Here is a 21,157-nt window from a genome sequence, read left to right on the forward strand (position 1 = left end):
AAAAGGAATTTATGAGTCAAGGAAAACCTACTCCCCCCTACCGTAGCAAGAACTTTATCATTTTGTTGGTGATGATTCTTTTGTTGTTCGTCATGTTCCCGCTTGCAGGGAAAGACGGCGAAAACAACATTACGCGCACCGAATTTTTGGCCATGATGGGCGACTCCACCAAGGTCATTACCGAACTTTCGCTCCAGAAGACCCCCGATGGCGTGATTATCGAAGGTAAACGCGAAATGAGTGCCGAAGAAAAGGCTGAAGCGAAAAAGAGCCAGAGCGCTCTCGCCCGTTTCACCAAATCAGCCGACAACGGCAACACGAAAGCCTTCCGTAGCCACATGCTCGAAGTGAGCAACGACCAAATTACCGCCTGGGAAATGTTCAAAGGCGTCAAAGTCAAGGTCATTCACGAATCCAGCACCTGGCTCGACACGATTGTCGCATTCTTGCCCGCAATTCTCCTGATCGTATTCTTCTACCTGATGATGAACCGCCAGATGGGTGGCGGCGGCAAGGGTCCGTTCAGCTTTGGCAAGAGCCAGGCAAAACAGTTGAACGGTAAGCAGAAGACCACCTTTAATGATGTGGCCGGTTGCGACGAAGCCAAGCAAGATTTGCAGGAGCTCGTCGAATTCCTGAAGGACCCGAAAAAATTCGATTCCCTCGGCGGACGTATTCCGAAGGGAGCTTTGCTCGTTGGCCCTCCGGGTACCGGTAAGACGCTCCTTGCCCGCGCTGTTGCAGGCGAAGCAGGTGTACCGTTCTTTAGCATGTCCGGTTCTGACTTTGTGGAAATGTTCGTGGGCGTGGGCGCTAGCCGCGTGCGCGACCTCTTCGAAACCGGCAAGAAGAACGCTCCGTGCATTCTGTTCATCGATGAAATTGACGCCGTAGGTCGCCAGCGTGGCGCTGGTCTCGGTGGCGGTCACGATGAACGCGAACAGACTTTGAACCAGTTGCTGGTGGAAATGGACGGCTTTACCGCCAACGAAGGCGTGATTTTGATTGCAGCAACCAACCGCCCCGACGTGCTCGACAAGGCTTTGTTGCGCCCCGGCCGCTTTGACCGCCAGATTGTGGTGGGACTCCCCGACCTGAAAGGCCGCGAAGAAATCTTGAAGGTTCACCTGAAAAAGCGTAAGGTTCCTCTGGCCGACGACGTGGATGTAAAGGCTGTCGCAAAGGGAACTCCTGGTCTTGCAGGTGCAGACCTCGAAAACTTGGTGAACGAAGCCGCCCTCTTGGCCGCTCGTTTCAACAACAAGAAAGTCACGATGCTCGACTTCGAAGAAGCCCGCGACAAGCTCAGCATGGGTGCCGAGCGCCGCACGCTCCTGATGACCGACGAAGAAAAGCGCCACACCGCTTACCACGAAGCAGGCCACGCTTTGATGACGCTCTTGTGCAAGCATTCCGACCCGCTCCACAAGATTACGATTATTCCGCGTGGACGCGCCCTCGGCGTGACCATGAGTCTGCCCGAACGCGACCAGGTAAGCTACAGCCGCGAATACGCCGAAGAACGCATCATGATTATGATGTCTGGCCGCCTCGCCGAACTCATCTTCTTCAACCACCAGAGCACGGGCGCCAGCAACGACATTCAGCGCGCTACTGAACTTGCCCGCAAGATGGTGACGGAATGGGGCTTCGATGACGAAATCGGACCGGTATGCTACAGCCGCACCGACGGCGAAGTGTTCCTCGGCCGCGAAATTAGCAAGCCGAAAGAAATGTCTGAAATGATGGCCGAAAAGATCGACAACGCAGTGAACAATCTCATCAAGCGTTTAGACTTGGCCGCCAAGAAACTCATCGAAGAAAACAAGGACAAGCTCATCGACCTTGCCGAAGCACTATTCGAATTCGAAGTGCTTGACCGCGAAGAAATTGACCGCGTGATGGCCGGCGAAAAACTGACCGGCACCAAGAAGAGCCGCCAGTACAAGGCGCTCGAAGAAATGGAAGAAAAGAAGAAGCGCGAAAACACGCCGCCTCCTGATCCGGGCAAGCAACCGCCGGTAGCACCGGTCACTGATGCACCCGTAGCAGAAATCAAGCCCGCACCCGCCGCAGGAACCACTCCTGCAAAAGACGGCGATGCCCAATCATCTACTGTAGAATCTCATCAGGAAAATTCGTAATGTTCAAAGAAGTTCTGGATCATAGTCGCTCTCTCCCTTGGAAAATCGGCAACAAGGTTCTGCCTTGCAAGACCCCGCTGATCATGGGTATTGTGAATGTGACTCCGGACAGTTTTTTTGACGGCGGCAAGCACAACAAGCCTGACGCCGCTTACGAACATGCCATGATGCTTTTGGACCAGGGCGCCGAAATTCTAGACATCGGTGGCGAAAGCAGCCGTCCGGGAAGCGCCCCTGTCAACCTGCAAGAAGAACTGGACCGAGTCTGCCCCGTGGTAGAACGCCTGGCCAAGCTCGCCAAAGAACGCGAATTCTACATCTCGGTCGATACGGTCAAAGCCAAGGTCGCCGAAGAAACCATGAAGCTCGGCGCGCACATCATCAACGACATTAGCGCCTGCGCCATGGACCCGAACATGCTCCAGACCGTCGCAGACACCAAGGCAGCCGTTGTGCTGAACCACATTCGCGGAAATTTTGGCACCATGCAACAGGACTTCAAGCCGTACACGAACGTAGTACAGGAAGTCCGCGAAGAACTCTTGTCGCAGGTAAAAAAGCTTTTGGACCTCGGCGTCGAACGCGAAAAGATTTGCATCGATCCGGGTATTGGATTCGGAAAAACGGCGCAGGACAACATCGATTTGATGAAATCCACCGAAGAATTCCTGAAAGACGGCTACCCCGTTCTCATCGGGACCTCGCGCAAGTCCTATATTGGTAAAATGCCCGGCCTCGAAAACAGCGACCGCCTGATTCCGACCGTTACGGCAGGAATCGTTGCCGTACTCGGTGGCGCCAGCTGCATTCGCGTGCATGACGTGAAAGAGGCCAAGGAATCCTTGTTGTATTTGGAGGCGTTAAGAAATGATTCTGTTTAAGCTATTCGGGATTATCGATGTGCGTCCAGCAGATATTCTGGACGTGCTCCTGATTTCGATTATCATTTACTACATCTTCTTGCTGTTCCGCGGTACGCGTGCCGCCCAGATGATTTTCGGTGGATTGCTCTTGATTCTTGCCTGGATTATTGCGCAATGGTGGGAACTCCATACCGTCGTGTGGCTTATCAGTAACCTTGCAACCCTCGGTATTATCGCTCTCGTGATTCTTTTCCAGCCCGAAATTCGAAGCGCCCTCACCCGTATCGGTCAGGCCGCAAGTAAACTCGATTTTCACAACCTGTTTTTCCATTCCAGCGGTCTCGACGAAATCACCAAGACCATCGCAAGCGCCTGCCAAGACCTGGCAAAGACACACACCGGTGCGCTGATTGTGCTTGAAAAGCGCGTAGGCCTGCGTAACTACGCCGACACCGGTGAAATCTTGGACGCCCGAATCAGCTCTAGACTTTTACGTGCCCTCTTCTTCCCGAATTCCGCCTTGCACGATGGCGCAGTCATCATGAACACCAAGCGCATTATTGCCGCCGGCTGTATCTTGCCCATGCCCACGGGTAACGCCGAAAAAGAAGCGGGCTACGGCATGCGTCACCGCGCCGCCAAGGCATTGGCCGCCGAATGCGACGCCCTTGTGATTGTAGTGTCCGAAGAAACTGGCTACATCTCTATCGCCTACCGCAACACGCTGCGCAGAAACATCAGCGTCGCCGAACTCAAGCAAGAAATCATTCGCCACTGGGGCGAACTCTTTAACGACGTCCGCGAATCGGCAAAGTCCGAAACCGCCGAAGAAAAGGCAGGGTAGTAGGAAGTAGACAGTAGACGGTTGACGGTAGACGGAAGACTGTAGGAAGTTGGTAGCAGGTAATTGGATTAAAGGATTTTTATGAGTAATAACGAAACAGAAGATCAGGTAAAATCTCGCCGCAAAAAGAAGAACATCGCAATTCTCGTATTGATGTTCCTCTTGCTGGTGACCCTTTTTATTGTGCAATGCCACTTGGACCAGATTAAGCAAGATGCCCTGGCCAAGGAACAAGAGACCGCTCTTGAGATGCAGCGTCGCCACACACTCGATAGCCTGCGTGCTCTGGAACAAGCCCGTGCCGACAGCTCTCGCATTGCCGATAGCCTACGCATTGCAGATTCCTTGGCTGCCCTCCAGAATAACGTGAACCGCGACAGCATTCGCCATGTACGCGACAGCCTGAATCGCATCAAGGACAGCCTTGCCGCTATCGACAAGGCCCGCGCCGACAGCCTGCAGCGCATCGCCGATTCTTTGGCCGTTATCGAAAAAGCCAAGGCCGACTCGCTCGAAAAGAAGCGCATTCAAGACAGCATCCGTGCTGCCGACCAGGTGCCACCGGTCGCTGAAATCGCACCGCCTGCAGGCCGCTACTACGATCCCATCAAGCTCAAAGTCAAGTGCGAAGAAATCAAGTGCAAGACATTCCTTTCGATTGGCGACACGCTCCACGCTCAAGAAGCAGGCAAAGCCATTGAATATAACAAGACTGGTTCTGTATTCTTCTACGCCGAAGACTCCGTGGGTAACCGCTCTGCCTGGGAAGAAGCCAAATACGACATGGCTAGCGACAACATTTGCGGCAAGAACGCCTACCCCGTTCCGCTCGGCGGCAAGACCGTTTGCGTAGACGCTTACGAATACCCGAACAAAGCCGACGAACTCCCCCGCGACATGGTGAGTCAGGAACAGGCCGCAAGCCTTTGCCAGCAAGAAGGCAAGCACCTTTGCAGCCTCGCCGAATGGCAAGCCGCTTGCAAGAGCAAGGACAATACTCGCTACAGCTACGGCGACAGCTACAAGCAGAACAAGTGCAACACCAACACGAAGGCTGCCAAGCGCAGTGGCCGTAAGGAACAGTGCCGCAGCTGGTACGGTATGTACGACATGAACGGAAACCTTTGGGAATGGACATCAACCACGAGCAAGGATCACCCGAACATGTACTTAGTCGCCGGCGGCGCCTGGAACACCAACAACGAAAGCAAATGCACCGACAACAAGTTCAGCTTCTATCCGCAGAACCAATACCCCAACGTCGGCTTCCGCTGCTGCAAATAAGATTTTCAATTTGATAAAACAAAAAGGAATCACAAATGTGATTCCTTTTTTTTATTACAGTTTCTCAACCATAAAGCCCTTGACGCGGAGGATGTCAATGACATTTTCGTGATCGCCAGCCAGGTGCCCCGCACCTACAATCATAAAAATCTTGCGATCTTTTGCTAAAAAGTCTGCAATGCTCTCCGCCATTTTGCGATTACGAGAAAAGTAAATGCGCTCGTTTATTTCATTCTTGAACAGGGAATCTGTATGGTTCAACTGAACCGTATCCAAATTCATGTAGGCACAAAAAAGGGAATCATTTCCTGTTTTCCACGCACGCATCAAACCCCTGGTGGCTGAATCAAGAAAGGATGTTTCCCGAAGGATCGTTTCCAAATAAAAAATTCCTAACGAGTCTGAATCGTCGCCTCCCGTAAGTACAAAAGCTTGTTCCTCTGCCGTTTCCAGCGAGATAATATTTTTCCCTGAATCACGAGCTCTTTTTAGAAAATGGACATCAGTTCCCAATTTTGCGTCATAGCCCAAGCGCATAATTCCAACAGCAGTCACGGTCATCCCAGCCGACATAGGCCTGTAGCGGGAAAAGGAACCTAGCGGCAGATTCCACGCCAGGCAAAGGCTGTCAAGAGATGCCGAAACATTTGCTGGAATAACGCTATCGAGACTCCTTCCGTCGTGAAAAAAGCCATACTGTTCCGACATCAAGGCGAGATGCTGCGAAATGGAATCATTGCTTACGTCTATTTCCACCGCCAATTCTTCCGACCGGTCAAAAGCATTTTCAATGACCGAATCAAGTGGATAGAACGAGGAATCTGCAAAATGGAGACTCCCTAGAAGATACACTGTAGAATTGGAATCGGAAACCTTCCAGAAGAGATGCTTTTTCGGAGAACCATCACCCAATGCAGAGCATCCTGTCAAGAATAACAAGGTACACAGAGTGGCAACAAGTAATCTGAGCATGTGTACAATATAATTTTTACGATTCACTCAATAAAAACAAGAGGACCGCTTTAGCGGTCCTCTTGTGTAAAGGAGATCCTTCGACTCCACGCCTCACGGCGTTTCGCTCAGGATAACACCTTATTTTACGACACGAGCATCATCGAGAACACCATGACGAACAGCGCGACGGTTTCGCCGACGCCAAGCACCATCAGGTAGTTCACCAGGCCCTTGCCGGTTTCGCCGAGGGCGTTGCAGGCGTCCGCAGCGGACTTGCCCACGTACCAGGCAGAAGCCATCATGCCGATGCCACCGAAGATGCCCACACCCAGGTATGCAGCCCAGTTGGCCGGAGCCGTCTGGGACTTGTTCAGGATGTACATCATCAGCAACATGCCGTAGATTGTCTGCGCAATCGGCGCGCCCACGAAGATGAGCAGCGTAAACAGCGCGTTCTTACCCTTGAGATACGCCTTCTTCCAGGCCCCGATGGCCGCCATGCCGGCAGTCCCGCAGCCCAGCGCAGAACCCACCGCGGCAAGGCCCAGGGCCGCCACCGCGCCGAGTTTCGCGAGCGTTAAAAGTTGAGCTTGATCCATACGTGTTACCTCGCTGGATTAAAGCACCATCATGGAGAACACGAGAACGAACAGGGCCACGGTTTCCACGATACCGAGCACCATCAGGTAGTTCACCATGCCCTTGCCGGTTTCACCGAGAGCATCGCAAGCCACAGCCGCGGACTTGCCCTGGTACCAGGCAGAAGCCATCATGCCGAGACCGCCGAAGATACCGGCGCCGAGGCAGCCGCCCCAGTTGGTAAAGCCGGATTCAGCAGCCTTGCTCAAGATGAAGTTCATCAAGAGCATGCCGTAAATCGTTTGGGAAATCGGGGCACCCACGAACACCAGGAGCGTGAAGAGAGCGCTCTTGCCCTGGGCATAAGCCTTCTTCCACATGGTGATGGCGGACATACCAGCCGTTCCGCAACCAAGGGCGGAGCCCATTGCCGCAATGCCAAGCGCAGCTGCAGCACCCCTATAATGACCGAACAACCTTTGGTTGTTCTCTCGCCAGCACGACTCGCTCCCGCTGAGTCGCTTTCTGGCTCACGGTAGCGAGAGTCACCATTGTATTCGGTTCCATTGTTTTTTCCTCATTAAGTAGCGGGAATTATCCCTTGGTTTAATTTTTCTGCTTGGCGAAGGGCGCGAACGCGAATCCGCTCCATTCCTGGCCAAGTCCATTTGAAAATTCGAGTGTGTTAAGACGTACGGCGTGGACGGCGACGCCCATGACCGCAAGCGCGATGTTCAGGCCGTGCACAAAGAGCAGCAGGAATGCCGCACCGGCGATACCGACAGCGGAGCCGAACAGCGGCGAGAGCATGTCGTTGAACGCCTCGGCGATGGCCGCACCGGACATGCCCACAGCGAACAGACGGATGTAACTGATCACGTCGGTAAAGCTATTCACCACGTCGAGCACGAGCATCGGGATGCTGATGAAGTCCTGCTTGAGCCTCTTGGGCGGCACGGTAAAGAGCACCAGGAGAACGGCTTCCACGATGAACATCGGGATGACGAACTTCGGCATGTCGATACCGAGCACCATCTGGCACGCAAGGAAGAACATCACCCAGCAGCCGATAAGCCAGCCCACCTGCGCCATGAACGTGGAGTCCTTGCGCTTGATGCGCACGCACACGTTCCACACGTGAGCGATACTCAAGTGGACCACGGCGATGCAGAAGCAGAACAGCTGGATATGCTGCATCTGGGAGGCACCTGCAGCCTTCGGCACGAAGCTTTCGGGCAAGATCGTGATCGACTGGGCGAAGGCCTTGTAGGCTTCGAACTTCGCAGGGTCTGTCGGGGCACTAGTGCGGATCCAGAGCATCGCGTTCTTCAGCGGTTCAGGCAACCAGCCGTAATTGGTGATGTCCAGGTAATACGTCTTCTTTATTTGGGCGTTCCCCACACTGTCGTGTGGGTCGGGCTATATTCTGGGGGCAATCGGCTTCGCTTACGCTTGCCGCTCACCTCCCAGAACCAAGCCCCGCTGCGCGGGTCTTGTCCCCAAGGGGTCACTATCCCTAACGCGATTGCAACAGTTAACAACATATTTAAAGGAATGATACAAAATATTTACTTAATGCATTGACAACATGTTAAAATATTGCTACGTTGTCGCTTCCTTGAAAACAACAAGAGGAAAACTTGAAACAGTTACATTCTTATATTTTTGCCATTCTTTGTCTATTAGGGCTAGATAGCGCTTTCGCCCTTGATTTTCCGTATTCTGAATGGAGTCTTGCAAATTACGAAGGGGCGTATGCGACCTTTAACGAGGGTTTTGTTTCTGTTGCCGATGGCGGCTCTGATTACTGGCATGTTCAGCTGACCCGCAGCAATATCGAATTACAGGCTGGCAAGACATACGAAGTCAAGTTTTACCTACAGGGTGTTAGTGCCCGCCGCTATGTAGAAGTTCGCATCGGGCGTGACGGCTTCCCTTATGATGCTTTCGCCGAATTCGGTGAAGTTGCAGCGACCGTAAACGGACGAACTGTAACAAAGACTTTTACGATGCAGTCGGGCAATGTAAGCAACGCCCGATTTGAATTCAATCTTGGTAAAAATTCCGGGACGGTTTATCTTTCCGATGTCAGCCTGAATTGCCTTGACTGCGGTTCAAGCCAAAATATAGGCGGAAATAATTCTTATGCAACATCGGCAGGCGATTGGGGTTATGTGGTTGTTGCCGACATGGTCGATTTCCGTGACAATTCCATGTCCTTGGGCGATGTATTCGGTCAAAATCTTGAACTAGGGGTGGATTCCAAGATTTACGGTAATGTTGATGCTTCGAACCATTGTTTCTTGCGTGAACGGGCGAATATCAGCGGTGATTTGCGTTATACTAGCCAATGCGAGGAACAGAACGGAGTTGTCGCCAAAACAAAGAGCGAAGCGACGCTTTCAAAACCTGTTGTCGGCATTCCGAACATCGTTGCAGGGGTGACTCCAGTCTCTGTTGGACTTGACCAAAACGTTACAGTATCGCCGAATAATTACGGTGCGTTCTATGCCAATGCAAGATCCAAGGTCCATTTGTCATCGGGTTCTTACACTTTCCAGAACATCTTTACGGAACCTGACGCCGAGTTTGCATTTGACTTGACTTCCGGCCCGATTACAATAAATGTCTTGGGAAATGTCCGCTTTGGCGACCGAAACACGTTCTCCATTACGGGCGGAAACCCCAGCGAAATTTTGTGGAATGTCGCCGGTGAGAATGTCGATATGGGAACGGACGGTTTGTATTTTGGAAAGTTTGTCGCTCCGTCCGCATTCGTTCGTATTCCGTCGCGTTCGCATCTTGTCGGTGCCGTGTATGCCAACAAATTCCAGATAGAACCGCAATCGACCGTTTCGCAGGAACCCCGTGCGACCGAAATCTCGCACAGCGAGGAACATTTCGGACCTTTCTTTGAACCTGGAGTATTCCGCTATGTTTCACAGTTGCCGCTTTCCGCGTCTGCTATCGAAATGTTTGTCTATGCGGATAACGCCCAATTCAAGGTGAACGGCGAAACATCGACAATAGTCGAATTGCCGTCTTCTAATGTAACCGCAAACATATCGCTTATCAGGAATATGATTTCGGGCTTCCCCGCCGAAGCGTTCAGTAGCAGTTATGTATTCAGCTTTACCAAGAGTGCAAACTACCGTATCTACTGGAATCCGCAGACCCAGTGCAAGCAGGGTTGCGACGGCACAACTGCAGCGACTGCCGTTGGCGACTTTGTGACCGTTCTCGAAACGGCCAAGACGACAGGTCGCGAAATCAACATGGCGGGTGGCGTTTGGAATGTGACCGAAAACTTTACAGACGGAGTAGTTCCTTGGAAAGTCGGTTTCGAACTGGTCGGATACAAGGGTGACATTTGGGATTTGAATTCTGAAAAAGAGCTCCCGCTTTTGAATATGGGCGGAAACACTCATGTGGAAATCGAAGGCCGTTCTCCACGCAGCATTGTCGGTCTTCGCCTTGAAAATGGATTTAATGCCGAAAACGGTGGAACAATCCATTCCGACAACCAGAAACTGCTTTTGAAAAACATCGTTATCGCAAAGTCTGAATCAAACAAAAACGGCGGAGCCTTGGCAACAAGTGATTCCTTGTATCTCGAAACAGTTCACTTTACACAGAATACATCGAAAGGAAATGGCGGTGCAATTTCTGCTCAAGGTGAAATCAGTATGCTTAATGTAATCTATTTGAGCAATACGACTGCTCTTAACGGTGGAGCCGTAAATCTTTTAGGTGGCAACACCTACATCGGCAATGCAATTTTCTATGACAACCATGCTGCGGACAATGGCGGTGCAATCAACAATGATGGCGCAACCCTAAACCTTTGGAATGCAACATTCTTCGCAAACGGTGCTACGACAAAAAATGGAGCAATATCAGGCAAGGCTAAAGGCTCTATAGGCAACAGCATTTTCTGGAAGAATACAACGGCAACATGCACAGGAGAGTGTGCAGAAGAAGTTGTCGTCGGCTATAGCGCAACAAATTCATCTTTCTCGAAAAACTACATAGGAACAAATATTTACATCGGCGACCCCAAACTCGCAAACGAAAATAATCCAGCCGGCGAAAATGAATATATGAATTACGATGCAGGAATCAATCTTGATCAAAAGTCAAATCTATTGAAAGCTGGCGTAAAGAACAATTTCGCTCCACAATACGACATATTGGACATGGAGCGTGAAGAAAACGCTATCGCTTTGGGCCCTTACGCAAACGCAATGCCGTCAAAGAACGCGACATTTGGTGTATTGGACGAAGACGGCAATGTGGTATCAAAGAAACCAACAGTTCCTTTGATAAATGCCATATTAGGGCAAAGCCATAGGGAGTATCTTTTGCATTCACCTTATGCTAGAGTATGGAAAGCAACAATTGACAGGAATAAGAAAACAAAAAAATTAAAAAAAGCACATGTTAAATTATGGGTAAAAGACAAGGATGGAAACAAACGAACCAAAGACCCCGTTGTCGAATTTGACGTATTCCGCAATGGTGATGAAAACGGTCAATGCGTTTTCCAGACCATGACAAAAAATGAAGGCAAGCCAATATTATTTTCCAAGCGTTTGAAGGATGCCGGCGAGTATGACGAGGCTATTGTAATTTACATGGGCGCAGTTACAGATTACTTCTATTACGAAGCAAAGGAGAAGTAGATTATTATGATGATGAATGTCTTGAAAGTTTTTATTACATCACTCTGCGCTTTTATTTTACAAGCTTGCGACGATGACGGTTCTGCAAGCGATAACGTAAATCCAACCCCTCGATGCGAAGAGAACGATCCAAACTGTGAAATTCACGGCACAAGAAGTACTCCAATAATACACGATTATTCATTTGAAGAATATGCTGATGGACAGGTTGTTGAATTTCATTGGACTCAAACTTTAGACTGGTTTCTTCCGCATGAAGAGCATAAATGGGGATTTGACATGGACCCATATGCGTTGTTTAGTGAGGACGCTGTTTTTCATGGACGAGATGTGTACATGTCTGTTAGTGACGGAGAATTCGCTCAAATAAACATCCTTGTAAACTGTGACGCTAAAGATCGTTTTTCTTTACGCAAAATAGACAAAGACAACAGCACTGTTCTTACGGGAAAAGAAGCTTGCTCGGAAGGTAAAGATGGGATGATAAAAAAATCTTTATCTGCAGGAGATTACGCCATTTACTATGGTGATGAGGAACAAAAAAGGTATCTACATATTAAATCCTATCGTCCAGATTTGAACAGAGAAATATTTTTCGTAAAATTCGGCAATGAAAAAGATCCAGACTGTATAGGAGGTGATGGCAAGACTGGATGCTACACAAAAGATATTGTCGAAAAATATTTTGACAAGGTTATGGCACAGGTTGTTGTAGGCGGCGATTTCAAATCCGTTGAGCCAAGCGAAGTTGGATTTGATGAAGGTCCGCTCCTTGTAGATTTAACGAATAGCTTATCTGAAGTATATAGCTTTATTACGACAAGCGGTTATGCAGCGCCGATTGTTGCAAAAATAAAAACAGATGTTCTTCTAAATTCAAATTTCGGAATCAAGGATAAAAAGGAAAAGTTAACAACGGAAACACAAAAAATAATCGATAAAGAATGTTCTATAATGGCGGACAAAGAGCAAAAAGAAAACCTAAAAAATTCAATTTCGAACAAAAAAAGTGATTGCGAACGCATTGAGCGTAGCACAAACTGTCAATTATCAGACGAAGGAGATTCATTTACAATTTCATGTCCACAAGATGTCTCGTCAGAAGATTTTCAAGAATATAAATCTAAATGTGGAGATTGGCTGTCATATAAAAAATATTATGACGATGAAGAAAAAAGGTGTAACAATGATGTAAGCGACTACAACTCTGCAAAAAATGATTACGATTCCGCTTTGGAAAAAGCAAAGGAAAAGCATCTTGTTTTTGGCATTAATGAAATGCGCGTAAATTGGAACTTTGATGGTAATGGAGGAAATAGTGTTATTCTTAAAAATTACAGTTCATTTGTCACTTCATGTAAATATGCCGATGATTGTTCATCATCCTCAAACGAAATGACAATGAAAATGAAAAATTCCTGTAGCGGAGGGGAAACTTCCATTCGATTAAAGGTTATTGACGTTCTGACGGACGATTCCTTTAAGGCGTCTATTTCAGGACACAAAAAAGGGTGCAAATATTCTATTTATAAAGATGTATATCCGCATGTCCCCGGTCTCGAAAGAGCCGCACAACTTACATTGCCAAGTACGAAATCTGAAAGCGACAAAACAGTCATCGGAGGCTTTGTGTGGGGGTGCCGTTTAACAGGAGAAGCCTCAATGAATACTATTGTTCATGAAATTGGACATTCCTTCGGTCTTACTGATTTATACATATGGCCAGATGATCCAACAAATCCGAGAAATTATGAAGGCTATTGTGAAGAAATTGATGAATCAGGAATATGCCTCACCAAATATGCTGATTTTGCTTTTGATGAAGCTAATTTAATGAATTATAGTTCACCGAACGGCATGAGATTACGATATCGTCCTCTAGCTGTTGCTAAAACAATTGACGGGGAACTAATTGATAAAAAAGGGTCATCAGGTTTCGAAACAGAGAAACAATGGGATTGCATCCGTTCTAGTGTTGATTGTTTCAAAGAAAAGAATTAGGTACAACATGAAATTATACAAATTATGCGTAATCGCAATTATCTTTGCAGAAACCCTTGTGTTCGCGAAGGAATCTCTATATGAAGTAGATGGTGCAAAAGTCGGAAACAAAACAAATGGGCCCAAAGCATTGATTCACGTATTTAGTGAAAAAACACCTAGCCGCTCTATTTCGGATCGGTCAAAATCTGATATATATGCCGAACAAGACACTTTCTTCATATCCCCAAAAGCTTCTGAATTATGGCTCGAAATGGAGAAAAATTCCAATTACACCATTTGCTTAGAAAACGAAGAAAATGGAATATGGAAAGGAAATGATTTTCCGTACGAAAAAGATTGTTCGTGTATTAAATTGAATTCCGGAAATTATGTGAAGAATGGAAAGATTCAGCATATAACCCAGATGGGCAATGTACAAACATTCAATTTACTTGTAGGTATGAAATACATCGACCTTTCAACACAAGAACATTTGTTAGGATTCAATAGCAGCAAGGATACCTATTTAACGGGGAAACATTTAAGCATTTCGTATATGGATTCTGCAAGATATGAGAAATTATATGAAGTCCTACTAGTTGACAAATATAAAATTACAGAATGTGAATTCGTGCATGCTTTATGGGATTCCATTCCACCTTACACACAGGAAAACAATTATGAAAACATTAATTTCTGGATAGAAAAAAAGAAAAATATGACCAAAAATGGGCTGTGCGACACTCACGACTCTGCAGCAACGCGAATTTATTTATACCAAGCTTTAATTTACGCAAACATTCGCAGTCTGCGCGATGGCTTTAAGCCTGTATATTCGTTCGAGAAATCAAAAAATTTCAGCACTACATTCAAAGAGTACAATGATGGTAGTTTCAATATTAACGGAGCAAGTTTTTTCCGAAATCGTTCAGACGAAGAAAACTTTATTCATGTGAAGATTGATAAGAAAGCCAACGGATATCGATTGCCATACTACAATGAATGGGTTGCTCTTGCAAGAGGAGGTGAGGGCCATAAAAATTATTTTAATATTTGGGGCGGAATAAATGATTCAATAAAAGCCTCTCAATATGCCTGGTTTGGTCAAACGGATTCAGAGGATCCTTATTTAAAAATGAGTGAAAAAGATCCCTTTGAAAGATCATGGCTCAAAATGTCTTGTGGAGAATGGAAACAGAAATCCCGACCTGTGGGGATGTTGAAGCCGAATGCTTACGGTCTTTATGATATGTTTGGCCTTGTTTGTGAAAATGTATTAATGTCAGAAAAAAGTTTATTTAGTGTTGAGACATATTCTTGCAAAGGTGGTTTTTTAACAACATCTCTTAAAGATTTAAATTTTGGAAACCATTGCGACAATAGCCGCGGTTATTTCTATACCACATTCCAAGGACTACGGCTTGTTCGTCAAATTAAGTAGTTCTAGAAAGGTTACAACAAGTCAATATAGTTTTCCCTAAATTTCAAAAGTTCCGCAGTTTTGGCAAAACTGCGGAACTTTTGTTTTCTAACAAACCCTACCTATTCCCTTTGGCTCTTTTATGCGACTTGCAGAGCATTTCGCAGTTGGCACGGTCGGTTGCTCCGCCCATGCTCCAGGCAGTCACGTGATCGGCATCCATTTCAGCGAGTTTCCAGATCGCCTCCCAGAACCAAGCCCCGCTGCGCGGGTCTTGTCCCCAAGGGGTCACTATCCCTAACGCTGCGGGGGGTTCCCCCCGCTCCCCCTCGCAACACAGGGCACGGCCTACTCGGCCTCGCCCTGTAAAACAAAAACTCCTGCCTGATTTTTTATCAGGCAGGAGCAATGTTATTCAAGTTATGTCGTTTACAGCTATGCGGCATTTTCCTCTTCCTTCGTTTCGGTGGGGAAATCTACCACGGTCGTCTCGGGAGACTCGGTCGTATTCTTCCCTTTTCCCTTGCGAAGTTTCAGGTGCACCTTCTTCTGGTCGATGTGGCTGTTCACGGCGTTGATGAACTGGATGCAGCCTTCGTCCTTGTCGAGGGTGGCCTTGCCGATAGCAAGCGTCGTCACGATTCCGAATCCTTCGAGGCAGCGTTCGCGATACACCTTGTTGGCGTCGGCGACCTTCGAGGAATTCACCTTGTTGCGGTTCTGCACCGCCGTCAGGTATTCGTTGTGCTTGCTTTCGAGGTTTTCGAGCCAGGGCTTGAATCCGCAGGCGCTCAACTTGTCATCACCAACTTCCTTGAGGGTATTGATGATGTTCGTAAACGTACCGGTGGACTGGTCCTGATTCAGCCTCGTCGGGTCGGCGTTCTCGGCAAAGATCTTGCGGAGGCGTTCTCCCGTTGCAACCACGCCGCTGTCCGAAAGCGACTTGAGGCTCTTGGCGAAGTTCCTGCAAGAGGAGTAGGCGGCATTGCGTTCGGAATCAAGGCGGCTGACGGCCCTTGCGGCAGATTCGTCGACAGACACTTCAATGAGGTTAGCGTATTCGGTTACAGAGGTGCGGTAGGCTTCGATGGACTTGCGAATCTCTTCGCTGGTGATGCTTGCAGTCTGCTCAACGAAGTACTTGTGGAGTCCCAGGAATTCTTCGTTGCGGAGTGTTCTGTAGTTGAGAGCGTGAATCTTCATCATGATTCTATCCTCGTTCTTGAAGGTTGTCGGTTTTTGTCTCAGGAACTCTTGCGTTCCCTTGTCTTCAAAGATACCGCCAAAATTTCAAAAGCGTATCACCCAAAATGCCCGTTTCCGACGAAAAAACAAAAATTAAGGACAAAGTGTAATTGAATACAAACTAACTAAAAACTTTGTCTGGGTTGCATTATTTTTTGTAAAAGTTGTGTCACGGCGATGTGTAGATTCTGCACAGTCCTACACGCCGTTCCCACTGAAGCCGAGAGAATCTTCCAGCCAGGTGTCTGTCCGCTGCACCGAAAGGCGACTTTTCATCGCTTTTCTGCCCGCCGAATACTGCGCCCACCTCACGGCGAGCGCAGAGAGCCGTCCGAGATGCCGCATAAGGGTCCACAGCGGTCCCGGCAGGTTCCGGCGCAGCACATCATCCTCGAAACTTGCGTAGTGGCTTGCGCTGCCGGGGTCGCCCTGCCTTGCGGCGCGCCCGAACAACTGCCGGTCGATTCTGGACGACGGGTTACATTCCGTGGCAATCACGTGCAGTCCACCAAGTTTTTTTACCTTGTCCGGTATCTTGATATCCGTGCCACGCCCGGCCATGTTTGTCGCGACCGTTATCGCGCCCAGGCGTCCGGCACGCTCGATAATCGCGGCCTCGTCGTCGCTACGCACGGCATTTATCACGCGGCATTCAAGCCCGAGAGCCGTAATCATTTCGGCCAGCGTTTCGCTTTCGTCAATATCCTTCGTCCCAATAAGCACGGGGCGGCCCGTCGCATGAACATTCATCACTTCACGGACTATGGCGACACGCTTGCTTTCCTTTGTAGAGAAAATCCTGAGCATGGATATCTTGCGAAGACAGCGGCGATGGTTCGGGACGCAGAGGACCGGGGACCCGTAAATAGTCCAGAATTCACCGAGGGCCTCCTTACCGGTCCCCGTCATGCCCGAGAAATTCTTATACAGCCTGAAGAATCGCTGGAAACTCATTCGGGCCTCAGTTTCCTTGAGCCCCGAAAGTTCCAGCCCTTCCTTCAGTTCTATCATCTGGTGAAGCCCGCCGTTCCAGGAACGCATGGGCATCTTGCGGCCCGTGGACTCGTCCACGATTACGACCTTGCCCTCTTCCACCACATACTGGCGTCCGGCAATAAACAGATACCGCGCCGTCAGGGCCTGCCGAATCAGGTCCTTCAGGAACGCCGCCTTTGAAAAGCCGCTCGACGCGGGGCCTTCGAGCCATTCGTCCATGTCCGTCAAGAAATGGATTGTGCGCAACTTGCCATCGACAAGGAAATCGATTCCTTCCTGCAACTTTCCCGAAAGTTCGTAGGCCTGCCTACAGCTTTCGTTAAAGCCCTCGTTCTTGTTCTCCCTAGAAATAATCAGCGGCGTCACGGCCTCGTCAATCAATACATTGTCCGCCTCATCGACAATGGCGGTGCATAGCCCCCGCTGCACCACTCCCCTGCCGAACTCCCCGCCCTGCAGGCTGAAGCGGTCCAGGAGCCGCTTCGAAAAGTTCTGCATCTTCCCCATGGCAATGCGGTCCCGCAAGAAGTCGGCCAGCACTTCCTTCGCCGTAGAGTAGGTAATCGCGGCGGCATAGCCCGCCCTCCGTTCTTCCGGCTTCATCGCTCCGGTCACGGCTCCCACAGTAAGGCCACAATAGTCAAACAGCGGCTTCATTATCTGCGCGTCGCGGCTTGCCAGGTAGTCATTGGCGGTTATCACATGGCACGGCATACCCGACAAGCCGCGCACCGCTGCACACATGGCCGCCGTAATCGTCTTGCCCTCGCCGGTGGACATCTCGGCGATATAGCCACGATAAAGGCAAAGGGCTCCCGCAATCTGCTCCACATAGGGCCTATACCCCATCGTCCGGAAAGCGGCCTCCTGCATCAACGCGAATGCCTCGCAAAGGGTCGAGTCATTGACAGGACGCTTGAGCAGGGCGGCAAGCCCTTCTATTCGCCCTTTCAGCTCGGCGTCAGACTTTTCCGAAAGACTGCGGCCAAGGCTGTCTATTTTCCGTGCGGTCCGCAGAATACGCCTGATAACGGAACGACGACTCTTGAAACGGCCGACCAGCCTGAAAACAAAGGCGTCGATACCCACGGGAATCTTCTCCACGCGTTTCAACGAAGTAAGCCTGTAGTCGCCAGTCAAGTCCATCACATCTTGTAGTATTTTTGCAACGCCTGCCGTACCTTGCGTATCCCCTGGACGGCCAAGGGAGCATAGCCAAGCTGAATACGAATCTTGCCCGTCCTTCCGTGCAGACGGCGAACATCCATCGAATCGGGCATCTCGGCCCTTACAAGGTAAACGGGTTCCGCCGTCTGTTCCGAATACCCGTCGCTCTTCGTCTCGACTTCCCCACCCCCGAGCCAACCCAGCGCATTCGAGGGCAAGCGGTCTTGCGCACTGGGGATAGCCATGGCAGAGACAACCTTCAATTCCTTAAATACATCGCCGTGCAAGCGCACCGACGCGCGAACGGGCTTGTCCGTAAACAACCTTGCGCCATCTTCCTGGTTTACCACTGCCAAAAAATCGAACGCGGTCGTATCCAGCAAGATGCCCAGCGAATCGCCCTTGCCTACCCAGCGCCCCTGATAGTCCTCGATGCCGGGCGCACTCCAGATTCCGTCCATCCCCGCGACAAGTGCAAGTTCGCTCTCGCTCTTTTCGAGTTCTTCGAGTTCCTGCTTCAATACCGAAAGCCGCTTTTCGAGCGGATGCATGTCTTCGGGGGCCTCGTTCAGTGCACGGTAATACATCTGCCGCGCTTCCTGTATTTCGGAGCGCTTGGCCTCGGCGGCATACTTGATTTCCAGATTCTCCAGGAGCACTAGCGTGTCGCCCTTGTTGACTGCGCTAAAGCTCCCTCGATAGAGCTTGGCCGCAAAGCCGCCCTCGTTTGCTATGGTGTTCTCGTAATGGCGGGCTTCCAGTACGCCCGGGGCCGTAAACGTATCGGGAACGGGCAAGTAGAACAGCGCCGCAAACAGCAGGGCAAAAAAGGCGACCGTAAGGGCGGAGGCCCGGTTGCGGACTTGCGAAAGCCCCGGCCCCCAGAAAACATACCTGAAAAACTTGCCTACCGGAATAACCACCATGGTAAGGCAAAGCAGCACTCCCATGACAAACGAGAGAATCAGGTAGTGGGCCGATATGGCGACAATGAACCCCGCAAAAAGGAAGAACCTGTAGACAGCGCTGGATATCCCGTAAACCGTGTATATCAGCTTCTCGCTCGCCCTGAAGGCGACCGGTTCCGCGTCGCGCTTACGGAAGGCATATCGTTCCAGAAGGTACTGCAGGTGCCGTACGGAATGCTGTTGCAGGTTCGGCATGTCCAGCAGGTCGGTCAATATGTAGTAGCCGTCAAAGCGCATGAGCGGGTTCACGTTGAACAGCACCGTAGAGACCGAGCAGATGATGAACACGTTGTAGCAGAGCGCGCGGGCCGTGCCGCCGCCCAGGTTCGCCCAGAGTATGAGCGCCACCGAGGCTATAAAGAACTCGAAGAGCATTCCCGCGGCCCCCACAAAGGCGCGGTGCCGCTTCTTGCGGAAAGACCAGCTCGCCGTGGCATCCACATACGGCAGCGGCGCAAGGAGCATGAACATCACGCCCAGCGTATGGACCTCGCCGCCATATTTCTTGACGACGCTCGCATGCCCGAACTCGTGGAACAGCTTCACGAACACGGTACACACGTACACCCACCCAATGTTCGACGGAGCCAGGAACCCCGCGCTCTGGTCCTTGAGTGCGTCGAAGTTCTCGACACCGTACTTGACGGCGACAATGACCGTCGCAAGCCACACCAGCATCATCGGCGTACTGAGCAGAATGCGGATCAGCCACCGTAAACGGTTCAGGAGCGGGTCGGGGTCGAATACCGGTATTCGCAGGAAAAAGATGTTCAGCAGGGTGGACTTGACCTTCTTGCGGGTCTTTTTCTTGTCGCGGTCGAAAAGTTTCGTGCCATCTTCCACGCCGTCATAAAGCAGCATATTGGCCTGGTAAAGCTGCGCAAGCATCTCGATGACTTCGCCCTGGCCGGGGATGTCGCCCTCGCCGCTTTCCAGCATGCTGTTCCAAATCTCGCCCACGGTCCTACTCACGGAAAGTCGAGAAACAAAGGAATAGGCCCCCTGCGGCAGGCGGAAATACTGGTTCGTGAACGGCTCGTAGAGCACATACCACAACACGCCCCGATATATCTGGCGGTGAATGCGGACGCTCGAACGGAGAGCTATACGGCTCCCCGCGAGACGGTACCACGACTCGTGGAAAATCTTGCGCTGACGGTCCTGTATCACTTCTTAGGCCCCGATAGAAATCACGGCGGTGCCTGCGGTGAGTGCAGTCACGCGGATTTCGTAGCGGTTGTCTCCGTTCGGGGTGTCGGGTATATCTACGGTGAAGTAGTAACCCGGCTGCGTGGTAGCCGTCATGGTAGTGCCGTTCACGTCCCATTCCCACTCGAGAGCGGGAACGCTATGGCCCTGACCGTCGGCGACCATCACGATATTCGGGTGCCACCACTGGTTGCCGGGCCAGGTGTCGCTTACCAGCAACACCGTCTCGCCCTCGGCAAAGTTTACCACTTGGGCACCAGAAGAAATGTCAATCGTCTGCGAAATCGTGCCCGGAGTCACTTCCTGCTGTATGGTCCAGTCCTTGTCGGTCGTGTCCGTAAAGGTGTCGGTCGCCCCGTTCTCGGAGGTTTCCGGGGTGACTCCCGGCACTCCCCCGTTCTCGAACTTGTCCTGGATATCATCGGCGTCGGCATCGTTGTTGCCCAGGAAAACCTCGGGCGTCGATGTCGTCACCGTATGCTGTTCCAGCATGATTTCCACGCTCGGCGCGAACACGCCCACGGGGTTGTTGTGTTCGAGGATCAACGAGGCATTGTCGCCAAGGGTCACATCGTCGCCGTCGCCCATGGTAATCGTATCGCCGAAGTCGCCGCCGACAATCACGTCGCGGTCCTTGCCCGTCAAGATGGTGTCGCCCATCTCGACAGGTTCGTCGTTCTCGTCCAGCGGGATTTCCACGGCTGCGCCGTCGAAATGCATACTCTCGGCCTCGATGGCGCGGTTCGCGTAGTCGGCCAGGTTCTCGTTGCGGGCGAACGGCGTGTCTATATCGAAAGTCACGCGGGCGTCGTCACC

General features: G+C 50.4%; 15 protein-coding genes and 1 pseudogene. 7 read left to right on the forward strand and 9 right to left on the reverse strand.

All coding sequences use genetic code 11. The annotated features are described in order from the left end of the window. Positions 1-11: 11 nt before the first annotated feature. From ftsH to BUA40_RS12765, 4 genes are all read left to right on the forward strand, one after another. Positions 12-2,144 (forward strand): ATP-dependent zinc metalloprotease FtsH, encoded by a 2,133-nt coding sequence (gene ftsH, locus BUA40_RS12750; protein WP_072801240.1) that lies wholly within the window; start codon positions 12-14, stop codon positions 2,142-2,144. Then, positions 2,144-3,025, forward strand: coding sequence for a dihydropteroate synthase (folP, locus tag BUA40_RS12755; RefSeq protein WP_072801241.1), 882 nt, complete (start codon positions 2,144-2,146; stop codon positions 3,023-3,025). The genes ftsH and folP overlap by 1 nt, the downstream gene beginning before the upstream one ends. Beyond that, positions 3,012-3,851 (forward strand): diadenylate cyclase CdaA, encoded by an 840-nt coding sequence (cdaA, locus tag BUA40_RS12760; protein WP_072801242.1) that lies wholly within the window; start codon positions 3,012-3,014, stop codon positions 3,849-3,851. The genes folP and cdaA overlap by 14 nt, the downstream gene beginning before the upstream one ends. An 81-nt stretch (positions 3,852-3,932) precedes the next feature. Continuing rightward, positions 3,933-5,135: an SUMF1/EgtB/PvdO family nonheme iron enzyme gene (locus BUA40_RS12765; protein ID WP_072801243.1), complete on the forward strand. Its 1,203-nt coding sequence runs from the start codon at positions 3,933-3,935 to the stop codon at positions 5,133-5,135. 54 nt (positions 5,136-5,189) lie between these two features. Here BUA40_RS12765 and BUA40_RS12770 read toward each other — a convergent pair whose 3' ends face one another. The 4 genes from BUA40_RS12770 to BUA40_RS12785 form a co-directional block, all read right to left on the reverse strand. Continuing rightward, positions 5,190-6,107 carry a TraB/GumN family protein gene (locus BUA40_RS12770; protein WP_072801244.1) on the reverse strand — a complete coding sequence of 306 codons (918 nt, stop codon included), beginning with the start codon at positions 6,105-6,107 and terminating at the stop codon, positions 5,190-5,192. Between the two features lie 125 nt (positions 6,108-6,232). Beyond that, positions 6,233-6,688 (reverse strand): V-type ATP synthase subunit K, encoded by a 456-nt coding sequence (locus tag BUA40_RS12775; protein ID WP_072801245.1) that lies wholly within the window; start codon positions 6,686-6,688, stop codon positions 6,233-6,235. 18 nt (positions 6,689-6,706) lie between these two features. Further along, positions 6,707-7,144, reverse strand: a complete 438-nt coding sequence (locus tag BUA40_RS12780; RefSeq protein ID WP_072801246.1) for a V-type ATP synthase subunit K — start codon at positions 7,142-7,144, stop codon at positions 6,707-6,709. 130 nt (positions 7,145-7,274) lie between these two features. After that, positions 7,275-8,069, reverse strand: coding sequence for a V-type ATP synthase subunit I (locus BUA40_RS12785; protein ID WP_249268861.1), 795 nt, complete (start codon positions 8,067-8,069; stop codon positions 7,275-7,277). Positions 8,070-8,308: 239 nt separating this feature from the next. On the opposite strand from BUA40_RS12785, the gene BUA40_RS12790 reads away from it, so the two are divergent. The 3 genes from BUA40_RS12790 to BUA40_RS12800 are packed head-to-tail and all read left to right on the forward strand — an operon-like array spanning position 8,309 to position 14,774. After that, positions 8,309-11,350, forward strand: a complete 3,042-nt coding sequence (locus BUA40_RS12790; RefSeq protein WP_072801247.1) for a carbohydrate binding domain-containing protein — start codon at positions 8,309-8,311, stop codon at positions 11,348-11,350. Positions 11,351-11,356: 6 nt separating this feature from the next. After that, positions 11,357-13,351 carry a hypothetical protein gene (locus BUA40_RS12795; RefSeq protein WP_072801248.1) on the forward strand — a complete coding sequence of 665 codons (1,995 nt, stop codon included), beginning with the start codon at positions 11,357-11,359 and terminating at the stop codon, positions 13,349-13,351. 7 nt (positions 13,352-13,358) lie between these two features. After that, the gene (locus BUA40_RS12800) at positions 13,359-14,774 is read left to right on the forward strand and encodes an SUMF1/EgtB/PvdO family nonheme iron enzyme (RefSeq protein ID WP_072801249.1); all 1,416 of its coding nucleotides are present in this window, start codon (positions 13,359-13,361) and stop codon (positions 14,772-14,774) included. A 97-nt stretch (positions 14,775-14,871) separates the two neighbouring features. Here BUA40_RS12800 and BUA40_RS14700 read toward each other — a convergent pair. From BUA40_RS14700 to BUA40_RS14610, 5 genes and pseudogenes are all read right to left on the reverse strand, one after another. Then, positions 14,872-14,994: pseudogene (locus tag BUA40_RS14700) on the reverse strand (HNH endonuclease); the annotation flags it as partial. A gap of 194 nt (positions 14,995-15,188) precedes the next feature. Further along, the gene (locus BUA40_RS12810; protein ID WP_143149804.1) at positions 15,189-15,962 is read right to left on the reverse strand and encodes a DUF6261 family protein; all 774 of its coding nucleotides are present in this window, start codon (positions 15,960-15,962) and stop codon (positions 15,189-15,191) included. Between the two features lie 237 nt (positions 15,963-16,199). Continuing rightward, positions 16,200-18,143, reverse strand: a complete 1,944-nt coding sequence (locus tag BUA40_RS12815; RefSeq protein WP_083585408.1) for a preprotein translocase subunit SecA — start codon at positions 18,141-18,143, stop codon at positions 16,200-16,202. Beyond that, positions 18,143-20,302, reverse strand: a complete 2,160-nt coding sequence (locus tag BUA40_RS12820; RefSeq protein WP_143149805.1) for a hypothetical protein — start codon at positions 20,300-20,302, stop codon at positions 18,143-18,145. Before BUA40_RS12820 ends, BUA40_RS12815 begins: the two co-directional genes overlap by 1 nt. Positions 20,303-20,305: 3 nt before the next feature. Next, positions 20,306-21,157: hypothetical protein (locus BUA40_RS14610; RefSeq protein ID WP_178299652.1), on the reverse strand; the 852-nt coding region annotated here is incomplete at its 5' end.

Source organism: Fibrobacter sp. UWT2 (assembly GCF_900142545.1).
Taxonomy (GTDB): Bacteria; Fibrobacterota; Fibrobacteria; order Fibrobacterales; family Fibrobacteraceae; genus Fibrobacter.